The sequence below is a fragment of the Aquabacter sp. genome (assembly GCF_965279295.1).
Taxonomy (GTDB): domain Bacteria; phylum Pseudomonadota; class Alphaproteobacteria; order Rhizobiales; family Xanthobacteraceae; genus Aquabacter.
In genome coordinates this window covers 169,691-181,861 of sequence record NZ_CBDIHQ010000010.1, presented here as the reverse complement: position 1 = coordinate 181,861, position 12,171 = coordinate 169,691, and the positions used below count along the sequence as shown (strand labels likewise).

At 66.1% G+C, this 12,171-nt stretch carries 11 protein-coding genes; 6 read left to right on the top strand and 5 right to left on the bottom strand.

The window, feature by feature from the left end; all coding sequences use genetic code 11:
* Positions 1-12: 12 nt before the first annotated feature.
* Positions 13-1,092, bottom strand: a complete 1,080-nt coding sequence (locus ADADO0_RS04320; protein WP_511303859.1) for a LacI family DNA-binding transcriptional regulator — start codon at positions 1,090-1,092, stop codon at positions 13-15.
* 87 nt (positions 1,093-1,179) lie between these two features.
* Between ADADO0_RS04320 and ADADO0_RS04315 the strand changes: the two genes are divergently transcribed.
* From ADADO0_RS04315 to ADADO0_RS04290, 6 genes are all read left to right on the top strand, one after another.
* Positions 1,180-2,196, top strand: coding sequence for a TRAP transporter substrate-binding protein (locus ADADO0_RS04315; RefSeq protein WP_511303858.1), 1,017 nt, complete (start codon positions 1,180-1,182; stop codon positions 2,194-2,196).
* Between the two features lie 34 nt (positions 2,197-2,230).
* Positions 2,231-4,114: a TRAP transporter large permease gene (locus ADADO0_RS04310; protein WP_511303857.1), complete on the top strand. Its 1,884-nt coding sequence runs from the start codon at positions 2,231-2,233 to the stop codon at positions 4,112-4,114.
* A gap of 30 nt (positions 4,115-4,144) precedes the next feature.
* Positions 4,145-4,684, top strand: coding sequence for a VOC family protein (locus tag ADADO0_RS04305; RefSeq protein ID WP_511303856.1), 540 nt, complete (start codon positions 4,145-4,147; stop codon positions 4,682-4,684).
* 3 nt (positions 4,685-4,687) lie between these two features.
* The gene (locus tag ADADO0_RS04300) at positions 4,688-5,962 is read left to right on the top strand and encodes a ribulose-bisphosphate carboxylase large subunit family protein (RefSeq protein WP_511303855.1); all 1,275 of its coding nucleotides are present in this window, start codon (positions 4,688-4,690) and stop codon (positions 5,960-5,962) included.
* A gap of 1 nt (position 5,963) precedes the next feature.
* On the top strand, positions 5,964-7,229 hold the full coding sequence (locus ADADO0_RS04295; protein WP_511303854.1) for a four-carbon acid sugar kinase family protein: 1,266 nt from the start codon (positions 5,964-5,966) through the stop codon (positions 7,227-7,229).
* A gap of 88 nt (positions 7,230-7,317) precedes the next feature.
* Entirely contained in the window at positions 7,318-8,532 is a 1,215-nt protein-coding gene (locus ADADO0_RS04290; protein WP_511303853.1) for an MFS transporter, read from the top strand.
* Positions 8,533-8,556: 24 nt separating this feature from the next.
* Here the strand turns inward: ADADO0_RS04290 and ADADO0_RS04285 are convergent, their stop codons facing one another.
* The 4 genes from ADADO0_RS04285 to ADADO0_RS04270 form a co-directional block, all read right to left on the bottom strand.
* On the bottom strand, positions 8,557-9,243 hold the full coding sequence (locus tag ADADO0_RS04285; RefSeq protein WP_511303852.1) for a helix-turn-helix domain-containing protein: 687 nt from the start codon (positions 9,241-9,243) through the stop codon (positions 8,557-8,559).
* Positions 9,244-9,333: 90 nt separating this feature from the next.
* Complete coding sequence (locus tag ADADO0_RS04280) at positions 9,334-9,705, bottom strand: response regulator transcription factor (protein WP_511303851.1); 372 nt, start codon at positions 9,703-9,705, stop codon at positions 9,334-9,336.
* A 107-nt stretch (positions 9,706-9,812) separates the two neighbouring features.
* Complete coding sequence (gene fixJ / locus ADADO0_RS04275) at positions 9,813-10,424, bottom strand: response regulator FixJ (protein WP_511303850.1); 612 nt, start codon at positions 10,422-10,424, stop codon at positions 9,813-9,815.
* Complete coding sequence (locus tag ADADO0_RS04270) at positions 10,411-11,946, bottom strand: sensor histidine kinase (RefSeq protein ID WP_511303849.1); 1,536 nt, start codon at positions 11,944-11,946, stop codon at positions 10,411-10,413. The genes fixJ and ADADO0_RS04270 overlap by 14 nt, the downstream gene beginning before the upstream one ends.
* Positions 11,947-12,171 lie beyond the last annotated feature (225 nt).

Sequence of the window (12,171 nt, the reverse complement as noted above, 5' to 3'; positions counted from 1 at the left end):
GCGGGGCCGGTCTCAGGGCAGGTTCTCGCGCAGGATGATCTCGGTGCTCGGATGGGTGATGCCGTCCAGCGCCGGGCGGCCAGCACGCAGGTTGGCAAAGATGGAGACGCAATCCATCAGCGCGCCCTGCGGGTTCTGGTTGAGCACCGCATCCATCGCCCCGTCGATCAGGAGGGCGCGGGTGTCGGGCGTCAGGCCGTGGCCGACGAGCACGATGTCATGCTGGCGCCCCGCTTCCTTCAGCGCGCGGGCAATGCCCTCCGGGCCGCCGCCGATATTGTAGATGCCGGAGAGGTCGGGGTGCTGCGCCAGCAGGGTCTTGGTCTGGCGGTAGTTGCGCGCGCCCTCGTCGTGGCCCTCGCGCAGGCCCACCACCTCGATGGCGGGAAACTGTTCCTGAAACAGGCGCAGGAACCCCATCTCGCGCTCCTCATGGGCGCGGTAGCTGAGGCTGCCGGCGATCATCGCCACCTTGGCGGGGCGCGGGCCGATGAAGCGCGCGATCAGATAGCCCGCCGTGCGCCCCGCCGAGCGATTGTCGAGGCCGACATAGGCGACGCGGCGGGTGTTGGCGAGATCGGAGATCAGCGTCACCGCCGGCACGCCGCGCTCCCACAGCCAGTCCACCGCATCGCGCACGGTCGGATGCTCCAGCGCCATGAACACCACGCCGTCGGCATCGCGGCCCGCCTTGCGCAGTGCCTGCGCGAGGAGTTCCGGCTTGAAGCTCTCAATGAAGTCCACGCAGGCGCGCATGTTGAACGAGGCGAGTTGGCTCTGTGCACCGCCAATGTGACGCCCGAGCATGCTGAGAAACTGGTTGGTGCCGGCCGGCAGAAGGAACACCAGCCGCATCGGCTTGAGCGCCCCCGAGGGTACGCCGGCATCGACGACATAGCCGAGTTCGCCCGCCGCCTTCAGCACCCGCTGCACCGTGACCGCGCGCACACCGGGCCGCTGGTTCAGCACCCGGTCGACGGTCGCCGTGGAGACGCCGGAGAGATGCGCGACATCCGCGATGGTCGCGATCTGCCGGCGCTGCGGCAGGTGTTCAGTCTCGATGTCGCGCTTGAGCACTGTCTCAAATTCCATCAAAAACCATCAAAAAATGAGTTTGACCGACCTCATCACGAGTTTCTATCTTTTCCTCAAGAAAAAACGCATCCCTGGGAGGTAAAAATGACGGACCTGACACGCCGCACCGCGCTGCGCCTGTTTGCCGCCGCGCCCGCCGTGACCGTGCTCGGCATGCCCTATGTGGCCCGCGCTGCCGAATTCGAGCTGAAGTACGGCAACAACCTGCCGCTCAGCCATCCGCTCAACGTCCGCTCCCTGGAAGCCGCCGATCGCATCCGGGCGGAGACCAATGGGCGCGTCGACATCAAGATCTTCCCGAACAACCAGCTTGGCGGCGACACCGACATGCTGAGCCAGGTGCGCAACGGCGGCATCACCTTCTTCACGCCCTCCGCCCTCGTCATCGCGACGCTGGTGCCGGTGGCGGCGATCAATGCCGTCGGGTTCGCCTTCTCGGACTATGATCAGGTGTGGAAGGCGATGGACGGCAAGGTCGGCGCCCATGTGCGCGAGGCGATCTCCAAGGTGAACCTCTACGCCTTCGAGAAGATGTGGGACAACGGCTTCCGCCAGATGACCACCAGTGGCAAGCCGATCGAGACCGCCAAGGACATGGCCGGCCTGAAGATTCGCGTGCCGGTGAGCCCGCTCTCGATCTCAATGTTCAAGGCGCTGGACGCGGCGCCCACCAGCCTGCAGTTCAGCGAAGTCTACACCGCGCTCCAGACCAAGGTGGTGGATGCGCAGGAGAACCCGCTGCCGATCATCCAGGTGGCCAAGCTCTATGAGGTGCAGAAGAACTGCGCCATTTCCAACCACATCTGGGACGGCTTCTGGTTCATCGCCAATGGCCGCGCGTGGCGTGGCCTGCCGCCCGACCTCCAGAAGATCGTCGCAGACGCCATCAACGAGGCCGGCGTGAAGCAGCGCGAAGACATCAAGACCCTGAACGCCACGGTCCAGACCGATCTGCAGTCTAAGGGGCTGGCTTTCAACAAGACCAACCCCGACACGTTCCGCGCCAAGCTCCGCGACAGCGGATTTTACAAGGAGTGGCAGGAGCGGTTCGGCACGGAAGCGTGGAGCCTGCTAGAAGGTGCGGTCGGCAAGCTCGCGTGAGCCGCCCCATAAACTAGCAGTGAGGAAACTGATCATGGACGGCCACGCCGCAACTCCCGCCCAGGCGGCCGTTCCGGCGACCGGAGTAGCCCGCATCGCGAACATTCTCGATGCCGTCATTGGCGGCATCGTCGAGAACGTGGCGGCGGCTCTGGTTGTCGTGGAGATATTCATTCTCGCGGCCGGCGTGGTGGCACGCTACGTCTTCCATGCTCCTTTGGTGTGGTCGGATGAACTGGCGGGCATCCTGTTCCTGTGGCTGTCCATGCTGGGTGCTGTCGTCGCCTTCCGGCGCGGCGCGCACATGCGCATGACCGGCCTCGTCAACCGCGTCGGGCCAGATGCCCAGGCGCTGCTGGAAGCCCTCGCGATCACCGCCTCCATCGCTTTCCTGTTGCTGCTGATCCCCCACGCGATCGAATACGCGGAGGAGGAAAGCTTCATAGTTACTCCGGCGCTTGAGATCACCAATAGCTGGCGGGCGGCGGCGCTGCCCGTGGGCATGTGCCTGATGGTGTTGGCGGCATTCTTCCGCCTGCTGCGCTTCGGGGCCTGGAAGCCGGTTCTGCTGGCCATCGCCATCACCGCCGCGCTGGTGCTCGTACTCTGGCTGCTCGGGCCAGTGCTGAAGCCGCTCGGCAAGGCGAACCTGGTGATCTTCTTCGTCGGCATCGTCGCGCTGAACGTGTTCGCCGGCGTGCCGATCGCGTTTTCCTTTGCGATTGCCACCTTCGGCTATCTCTCGCTCACCACCTCGACGCCCATGCTGGTGATGGTGGGGCGGTTAGATGAGGGCATGAGCCATCTGGTGTTGCTCGCGGTCCCGCTGTTCATCTTCCTCGGCGCGCTGATCGAAATGACGGGCATGGCGCGCGCCATGATCCAGTTCCTCGCCAGCCTGCTCGGCCATGTCCGCGGCGGCCTCTCCTACGTGCTGGTGGGGGCCATGTATCTGGTCTCCGGCATCTCCGGCTCGAAGATTGCGGATATGGCGGCGATCGCCCCCGTCCTGTTCCCGGAAATGCAGAAGCGTGGCGCCAAGCCGGGCGATCTGGTGGCGCTGCTCTCTGCCACCGGCGCGCAGACTGAGACCATCCCCCCGTCCATCGTTCTCATCACCATCGGCTCGGTTACGGGCGTATCCATCGCCGCTCTGTTCACCGGCGGCATGCTGCCGGCGGTGGCGCTTGGCATCGCGCTCTGCTTTGTCATCTGGTGGCGCTGCCGGGACGAGGACCTGAGCAAGGTGATGCGCTATTCCAAGCGCGAGATCGCCAAGCTGGCGCTGATCGCCGCGCCCGCCATCGCTTTGCCATTCGTGATCCGCGCGGCAGTCGTGGAAGGGGTCGCGACCGCCACCGAGGTCTCCACCATCGGCATCGCCTATTCGGTGCTGGCCGGGCTGCTGCTGTACCGGCAGTTCGACTGGCGCCGCCTGCCGGTGATGCTGAAGGACACCGCTTCCCTTACCGGCGCGATCATCTTCATCGTCGGCTGCGCCACCGCCATGGCCTGGGGCCTCACCCAGTCGGGCTTCTCGCAGGATCTGGCGACGATGATGTCGCGCATTCCTGGCGGCTCCTGGGGCTTCCTGGCGATCTCCATTGTCGCCTTCGTCATCCTCGGCAGCGTGCTTGAGGGCATTCCGGCGATCGTGCTGTTCGGGCCGCTGCTGTTTCCCATCGCCAAGCAGGCCGGCGTGCACGAGGTGCACTACGCGATGGTGGTCATATTCGCCATGGGCATCGGGCTTTTCGCCCCGCCCTTCGGCGTTGGCTATTACGGCGCCTGCGCCATCTCCAAGGTCCATCCCGACGAGGGCATGAAGTACATCTGGGGCTACATGCTGGCGCTTCTGGTGGGCCTCGTCGTGGTCGCCGCCGTGCCGTGGATCTCCACCGGCTTCCTTCGAAACTGACCCCGGTCTTCAAGCAAAAGGCACCCGCGCATGAGCCGCTTCTTTGGCCAGATCCGTCAGGCCGGCTATGTCGTTCCCGACATTGAGGCCGCGATGGATTATTGGAGCCGCGTCCTCGGCGTGGGGCCGTTCTTCTATAATCCCAAGGTCCCCATCAAGAACTACCGCTACAAGGGCGAGGCCTACGAGCCGCACAATTCCGTGGCGCTCGCCAATTCCGGGCCGTTGCAGGTGGAACTGATCCAGTGCCGCAACGACGTGCCCTCGATGTATCGCGATTTTACGCAGGCCGGGCACAGCGGGCTTCAGCACGTCGCCTATTGGACCGATACTTATGACGCAGACCTGGAACGCCTCACTGCCCAGGGCTTCAAGCCGGTGATGAGCGGCGAGGTGGGCGAGCGCGGGCGCTTCGTCTATTTCGATACCCATTACCACCCCGGCACCGTGATTGAACTCTCTGAAGTCGCCGGACCCAAGGGCGAGATGTTCCGCCTGATCCGCGAGGCCTCCGAGACGTGGGACGGCACCGACCCGGTGCGCCCGTTCCCTGACCTCAGCAAGCTCTGAGCCATGGACGACACGCGGTTCGAGGCGACCTATCTGATCGAGACCCCGCTCGATCCCGTGAAGGTCGCGGAGGTGATGGCGGGGGAGCAGTCGTGCGGCACCTTCACCCGCGTCCACGGCGAGACGGATGATCTGCGGGCGCGCGCCCGCGCCATCGTCACCATCGTCGAGGAGCTGGAGGCGGGCGAGACGCCCAGCCTGCCCAACGCTTGGCTGACACGGAAGGGCATCGCCGGACCGTGGCGGCGCGCGCGCATCGCCATTTCCTTTCCGGTGGACAATGTCGGCGCCAATCTGGCGACGCTGGCGGCGACCGTCGCCGGCAATCTCTATGATCTGGGCGAAGTCACCGGCCTGCGGCTTGATACCATCACGCTGCCCTGGGCGTTCCGGAAGCGGTTCGCGCTGCCGACGCAGGGCATAACAGGCACCCGCCGGCTCACCTGCGTCGCCTCCGGGCCGATGGTCGGCTCCATCATCAAGCCGAACGTGGGCCTGAGCCCGCAGGAAACGGCGACCCTGGTCGCCAGCCTCTGCGCGGCCGGGCTCGACTTCATCAAGGATGACGAGATCAGCGCCGATCCGGTGCACGCCCCTCTGGCGCTGCGCATCCCCGCCGTGATGGAGGCGGTGCGCCGGCATGAGGACCGCACCGGCAAGCGGGTGATGGTGGCCTTCAACATCACTGACGAAACCGACGCCATGCGCCGGCATGCCGACTTGGTCGCGCGCGAGGGCGGCACCTGCGTCATGGCGAGCCTGAACTGGTGCGGCTTCTCCGCCATCGAGACCCTGCGCCACTCCACCGATCTTGCACTGCACGGCCATCGCAACGGCTATGGCGCCATCTCGCGCCATCCGCTGCTGGGCATCTCGTTCCAGGCCTATCAGGTGCTCTGGCGGCTCGCCGGGGTGGACCATATGCATGTGCATGGCCTCCAGGGAAAATTCGCCCAGGAGGATGAGGAGGTGGTCTCCTCCGCGCGTGATTGCGTGACGCCGCTCACCGATGGGGCGGACGACCGGGTGCTTCCAGCCTTCTCCTCCGGCCAATGGGCCGGCACGGCGCAGCCCACCTGGGATGCCATCGGCCATGCCGACCTGCTGTTCATGGCGGGCGGCGGCATTCTCGCCCATCCTGGCGGCCCGGCGGCCGGCGTCGCCAGCATCCGGCAGGCATGGGATGCGGTGGTTGCGGGGCAGACGCTCACTGAAGCCGCTGCGCTCCACCCGGAACTCAGTCAGGCGCTCGTCATGTTCGGCAAGGCGGCGGGCTGACGTGTCGGCCGCTCCGCGATACGGCTGGTATGGCGATGATTTCACCGGCGCCACCGACACGCTCGCCACGCTCGCGGAGCAGGGGCTGAAGGCGCTGCTGTTCCTCGCATTGCCCACGCCGGAGCAATTGGCCGCTGCCGACCCGCTGGACGCGGTGGGCATCGCCGGGGCGACGCGCGCCATGGCGCCGGAGGCGACGGCCGCCGAACTCGAGCCCGCCGGGCGCTTTTTCGCCGGGCTTGGGGTCGAAATCCTCCATTACAAATGCTGCTCGACCTTCGACAGCGCCCCGCATGTGGGCAACATCGGCGCAGCCGTGCGGGCCCTGCGGCCGCATTTTCCCAATCCGCTTCTGCCGATCATCGGCGGCCAGCCCAATCTCGGCCGCTACTGCCTGTTCGGAAATCTCTTCGCGGCCGCAGGCCGCGGCGGCTCTGTGCACCGGATCGACCGGCACCCGACCATGAGCGTGCATCCGGTGACGCCTATGGACGAAGCCGATCTGCGCCTGCATTTGGCCAGGCAGGGGCTTGGAGCCGTCGCCCTGGTGGATTACCGCGCGCTCGACGGTGCCGAGGCTTCCTCGGCGCTGGCCTACGCCATGGAGCAGCGCCCCGAGGCGGTGCTGTTCGATGTGTCCCGTGCGTCAGATCTCCGCGTTATCGGCGACCTGATCCGCGCGGCGGCACACGATGGGCCGATGCTGGTGATTGGCCCCAGCAGCGTCGCGCAAATGTGGAGCGCTTCCACGACGACAAGCGCCCCGGCGGCATCGCAGCGCCGGCCGGGCTCGGTGCTTGTTCTCGTCGGCAGCCTTTCGCCCGTAACCCGTGCCCAGGTCGAAGCGGCCTCAGGCTTCGTGCAACTCCATATCGATACCCGCCGGCTGATCGAAGATGCCGGCTACGCGGAGAGCCTGCGCGTGCAGGCGCAGGCCCATCTCGCGCAAGGCGATACCATGCTGGTCACCGATCCGCCCGAGGGCGTGCCGGAAGACACGGCGGCGGTTGCGTCGGCCACCGGGCGCCTGCTGCGCGCGATCATGGATCAGGCGGAGGTGTCCCGGCTGGTGGTGGCCGGCGGGGATACCTCGACGCTCGCCGTGAAGTCGCTGGATATTTGGGGCCTGTCCTATCGCGCGCCGTTCGTGGCCGGCGCGCCGCTATGCCGGGCACACAGTGCGGACACCCGGCTCGATGGCCTCGATATCATCTTAAAGGGCGGTCAGATGGGCCCCCCTGATGTGTTCGCGAAAGCTCTGGGCTGACAGCGCCGCCGCCACTTTCCATAGGGGTAAGATCGGCGCTAAAGGGAGATGTCGCGCGGCCTGACCTTCGGCAACCGTGGATCTCCTCATGAAGCTGTCGCTGTTTCGCACCCACGCGGCGCTGTTCCTCGCGGTGTTTCTCGACATCCTGTCGTTCGGGCTCATGTACCCGCTGATCGTCGGCTTGTTCGGCGCGCCCGGCCTTGGCGGGGCAATAACGGATGCCAATCGCGATACGCTCATGTCGCTAGCCTTTGCCCTGTTTCCGATCGGCGCGTTCTTCGGCTGCTCGCTGCTGGGGGATCTCTCGGACGCGCTCGGCCGCCGCCGCACCTTAATGGTGTGCATGGCCGGGCTGGCCGCCGCCTATGGGCTCATGTGGCTGTCGCTGGAAGTCGGGCATCTCTGGCTGTTCTTCCTTGGGCGGCTGGTGGCGGGGCTGATGTCCGGCACGTCTCCCATCGCCCAGGCCAGCATGGTGGATGCGGTCTCCCCCGAGGCGCGGGGCGATGCCATGGCGCAGGTGACGGTGGTGAATACCGTGGGCTTGATGGCCGGTCCGGCCATCGGCGGCGTTCTCGGCCATTACGATTTCCGCCTGCCCCTGGCGTTTGCCCTGGTGCTGTGCGCCGCCAATGCGATGATGCTGGCGCGTGCCCGCTTCGGTGAGGAAACGCCACGGCGAGCGTTCCATTTCGACTGGCGCCAGCCGTTTCTGCTGTTCGCGCGCCTGAAGGACCGGCCGCGCGTGCTTGCGCCGCTGGCGTCCTTCTTCCTGTTCCAGCTGGGCTTCCTGATCTACTACACCTTCATCTTGGTGGTGATGCAGCGCGACTACGGCTTCAGCACCGCCGAGGTGGGCCTGTTCTCGGTGGCCATGGGCGTTGGCTTCATGCTCGGCTCGGCGGTGGCTTACGGCCCGGTGTCGCGGTGGCTTAAGCATGAGCGTGCTATCGCGGTGTTCGGCACCGTGATGTGCGGCGGCTTGCTGCTGTTCACCGCCCTGCCGGTGAGCGCACCGGTGCAGATCGCCCTGGCTTGCGCCATCTGCATCTTCAACGTGTTTGCCTATGTGTCCCTGCTCACCGCCGCATCAAGCCTGGTGGAGGAGACGGAGCGGGGCTGGATTCTCGGCCTCTCCAGCGCCAGCGTCGCGGTCTGCGTCTTCATATCGGGCCTGCTGACGCGGCTGTTGTCTGAATTCCCCACCGGCCTTTTCCTGGCCGCAAGCGGCGTCATCGTGCTGCTTGGCGCCCTGCCGGCGCTGGGCATCACCAGGTCCCGGGAAACCGCAGGCGGCTGAGATGACCGAAACGCTCCACCCTCCTCAGTCCTCGACGACGGTGTGCATCCGGCGCTTGTCCATGGTCACCTTGCGCGCGCCGCACAGGCGGATGACGCCTTCGCTCTGAAGCTGAGACAGGGCGCGGGAGACGGTTTCCAGCGTCAGGCCGAGATAGTCCGCCATGTCCCGCCGGGGCATCGCCAGATCGAGGCTGCCGGTGCCGCCGAGCCGGGCATCCAATTGCAGCAGGAAGGCCGCGACCCGCTCAAGGGCGGTGCGGCGGCCCAGCAGGATCATATGATCCTGGGCATGGCCGAGGCTGCGAAGGGTCATGTCCCAGAGCTTGCAGGCGGCCTGCACGTCGCGGCTTGCCACCTCGTCGATCTGCCGACGCCGGAACAGGAGAACCACCGTGTCCGCCACCGCTTCGGCGGTGAGGCGGTGCTTTGTGTCGGGCTCGAACCCAAACAGATCGCCGGGAAGATGGAACGCGTCGATCTGGCGCCGACCGTCGCTGAGTACTTTGCAGGTCCGCACCGCTCCGCGCACCACCCGGTACACGAAGTCCGCATCCTCACCCTCGCCGAAGATTTCTTCCTCGCGCCGATAGGAGAAGGAGGCGCCGACCAGTTCCAGGCAACCCGCGAACAGCAGCGTCTCGGGCGCGCCATGGGGGATGCCGGCGGGCGGGGGGAGATGGCGTGCAATGTTCAGCACTTCGTGTCTCATCACTGCCGGCTCCTCGTTGAACTCTCAACGCAGACGCTAGCAGTGGTGAGCCGATCGGGAATGTCGTGCTGATCGCTTAAGGGGAAGCCCCTAAGGGGAAATACGTAGGACTCCGGCGCGGGCGGCGCGCACGGCATTCAGCAGCATGTCCTGCGAAAGCGGCTTCTCGATCAGGTCGAGGCCGGCGTCCATGGCGCGCATCGCGATCTTCGGATCGGGATGGCCCGTCACCAGAATGACGGGGGCAGTCACACTCAGCTCGCGCAGCCGGAGGAACACGTCGATGCCGTCCATCACCGGCATCTTGAAGTCGATGATGAGGCAGGCCGGCGGGTCGAGGGGCAGCGCCGCCAGAAGGTCCGGGCCATCCTGGTACGCCTGGACCACATAGCCCTCGCTCTCCAGCAGGAACCGAAGCGAGTTCAGGGCACCGGGGTCGTCGTCCACGATGATGATGGGCAAGGGCGGTCTCCACGCGAACCGCCTTCGGTCCACCCCTATCAAAGCACTGCGCGGCCGCCGCCGATTTGAGGCGGATCAATCCGCCGCGTTGATGGAACCTTGCGCCTTCAGGCGATCCCGGCACGCACCGCGCTGCGCACTAGATCGGAGAGGCTCGAGGCCTGGAGCTTGCTCATCACGTTTGCACGGTAGACCTCGACAGTGCGCGGCGAGATGTCGAGGGTGCGGGCGATCACCTTGTTGGCGTCTCCCGCCACCAGGCGCTCGAACACCTGCCGCTCGCGCTGGCTGAGGGTGGCGAGGCGGCGCGCGAACGCCTCCTGCGCCGCGCTGGTGCGTTCATTGTCCAGGGCCCGTGCGCCGGCGAGGCGCAGGGCGCTGATCAGCGCTTCATCGTCGAACGGCTTCTCGATGAAGTCCGCCGCCCCGAGTTTCATGGCCTCCACCGCCAGCGGCACGTCGCCATGGCCGGTCATGAGCACCACAGGAAGCCCGCGCCCGCTGGCCTTCACCCGGCGCAGCAATTCCATGCCGTCGATGACCGGCATGCGGATGTCGCTGAGGATGCAGCCCGAGGGCAGCGCGGGCAGGGCGGCGAGGAAGCTCTCGGCGCCGTCGTGCAGGCGGACGGAAAAGCCGGACGAGCCGAGGAGAAAGGCCAGCGATTCCCGCATGGCATCATCATCGTCCACCACGTGGATCAGTTCAGTGTCCGGCATTGCGCGGCTCGTCGCCCTCTCCTGCGGGAAGTGTCAGGCGGAAGCATGCCCCGCCGCCGGCACTGGGCTCAACCCACAGCTTGCCCCCATGGGCCTCGATGATGGTGCGGCTGATGGACAGCCCGACCCCCATTCCGGTCTCCTTTGTGGTCACAAACGGCTGGAACAGGCGGTCGGCGATCTCGACCGCGAGGCCCGGACCGGTGTCGGAAACAGCGATTTCCACCATGCTATCGGCGCTCGGCCGGGCCGAAATGGTGATTTCCCGGCGCTCGGACGCCTGCATGGCGTCCATGGCGTTGCGGATCAGGTTCACGAGGACCTGCTGCACCTGCACCCGGTCCGCAATGACCGTGGAGATGCGGGGATCGATGTCGAGGCGCGAGATGATGCCGGCTTCGCGCCCGCCGACCATCGCCAGGGCGCTGGCTTCATCGATCAACTGCGACACGCGCTCGATGCGCCGCTCGGTCTCCCCGCGCGACACGAAATTGCGCAGGCGGCGGATGATCTGTCCGGCCCGCACGGCCTGCTCGGAGGCCTTGTCCAACCCTTCCTTCACACGGGGCAGTGCCGCGATGTCTTCCTGGTCTAGCAGGCGGCGGCAGCCTTTCAGGTAGTTGTTGATGGCGGCCAGCGGCTGGTTCAGTTCGTGCGCCAGGGTCGAGGCCATCTCGCCCATGGCGGTGAGGCGCGAGACGTGGACCAGTTCGGACTGCAACACCTGAAGTCGCGCCTGGGTCTGCTGGCGTTCGGTGAGATCGGTGATGAAGCCGGTGAAGAACACCCGGTCGGCGGAGCGCATCTCGCCCACCGCCAGCTCCATTGGAAAGATCGAGCCGTCGCGCCGCTGCCCGTTGACGATGCGTCCCCTGCCGATGATGTTCTTCTGCCCGGTGCGATGATAATTCGCGAGGTATCCGTCATGGCGGCCGCGGTCCGGTTGCGACATGAGGATGCGGACGTTCTCGCCGATGGCCTCCTGCGCGGTATAGCCGAACAGGCGCTCGGCCGTAGCGCTGAACGAGCGCATGATCCCGGCGGCGTCGATCACCACCATAGCCTCCGGGACGGTGTCGAGGATCGAGCGCAGGTGCTCCTCACGGGTGCGCAGTTCCGCCTCGGCGCTTTTCTGGACGTCGATGCCGAACACCACGCCACGCATCCAGATCGCGCGCCCCTCGGCATCCGCGCGCACCTGGCCTTGGGAGCGCAGCCAGCCGATGGCGCCTCCGGGCTTCACGATACGAATTTCGATGGCATAGCGCCCGCCGCCGGCCAGGGCGTTGGTGACGGCGTTCTCCCGCGCCGCCCGATCGTCCGGATGCACGATGGCCTGGAGGCTGGGGAAATCCGTCACCGTGATCCCGTCGAGCCCGAACAGGCGGGCGCAGGTGGCGGACATGGTGACGCCGCCGGTTGCAAGATCCATCGACCAGATGCCGATGCCCGCATCGTCCAGCGTTTCGCGCAGATCGTGCTCGGCGCTAGGGGCGGTTCCATGGTCGAGGGGGTGCGGCATCGGGCGAAAGCGGGTTCCTGACACGCGGCGCATGCCGCAACCGTTCATGCCAAGCGCAAAGTTGCCCGTTTCGCAAGAGGCAGCGCCACAGATGCCGCCTCAAAAGGCGCTGGCAGACGATGTCGTAACCTGTAAAAGTCGCTTACGAAAATAATCTCGGGGGGAAATTTCTGTCGATGTCAAAAAAAACCGAAAGTGGCCCCGTGCCATCTCGTCGCGATCTTT

Excerpts from the sequence above, each read along its gene's own strand:
- ADADO0_RS04285 (WP_511303852.1), bottom strand. The coding sequence starts at position 9,243 with ATGAGACACGAAGTGCTGAACATTGCACGCCATCTCCCCCCGCCCGCC.
- ADADO0_RS04300 (WP_511303855.1), top strand. The coding sequence starts at position 4,688 with ATGGACGACACGCGGTTCGAGGCGACCTATCTGATCGAGACCCCGCTC.
- ADADO0_RS04315 (WP_511303858.1), top strand. The coding sequence starts at position 1,180 with ATGACGGACCTGACACGCCGCACCGCGCTGCGCCTGTTTGCCGCCGCG.
- ADADO0_RS04305 (WP_511303856.1), top strand. The coding sequence starts at position 4,145 with ATGAGCCGCTTCTTTGGCCAGATCCGTCAGGCCGGCTATGTCGTTCCC.
- ADADO0_RS04310 (WP_511303857.1), top strand. The coding sequence starts at position 2,231 with ATGGACGGCCACGCCGCAACTCCCGCCCAGGCGGCCGTTCCGGCGACC.
- ADADO0_RS04290 (WP_511303853.1), top strand. The coding sequence starts at position 7,318 with ATGAAGCTGTCGCTGTTTCGCACCCACGCGGCGCTGTTCCTCGCGGTG.
- fixJ (WP_511303850.1), bottom strand. The coding sequence starts at position 10,424 with ATGCCGGACACTGAACTGATCCACGTGGTGGACGATGATGATGCCATG.
- ADADO0_RS04320 (WP_511303859.1), bottom strand. The coding sequence starts at position 1,092 with ATGGAATTTGAGACAGTGCTCAAGCGCGACATCGAGACTGAACACCTG.
- ADADO0_RS04270 (WP_511303849.1), bottom strand. The coding sequence starts at position 11,946 with ATGCCGCACCCCCTCGACCATGGAACCGCCCCTAGCGCCGAGCACGAT.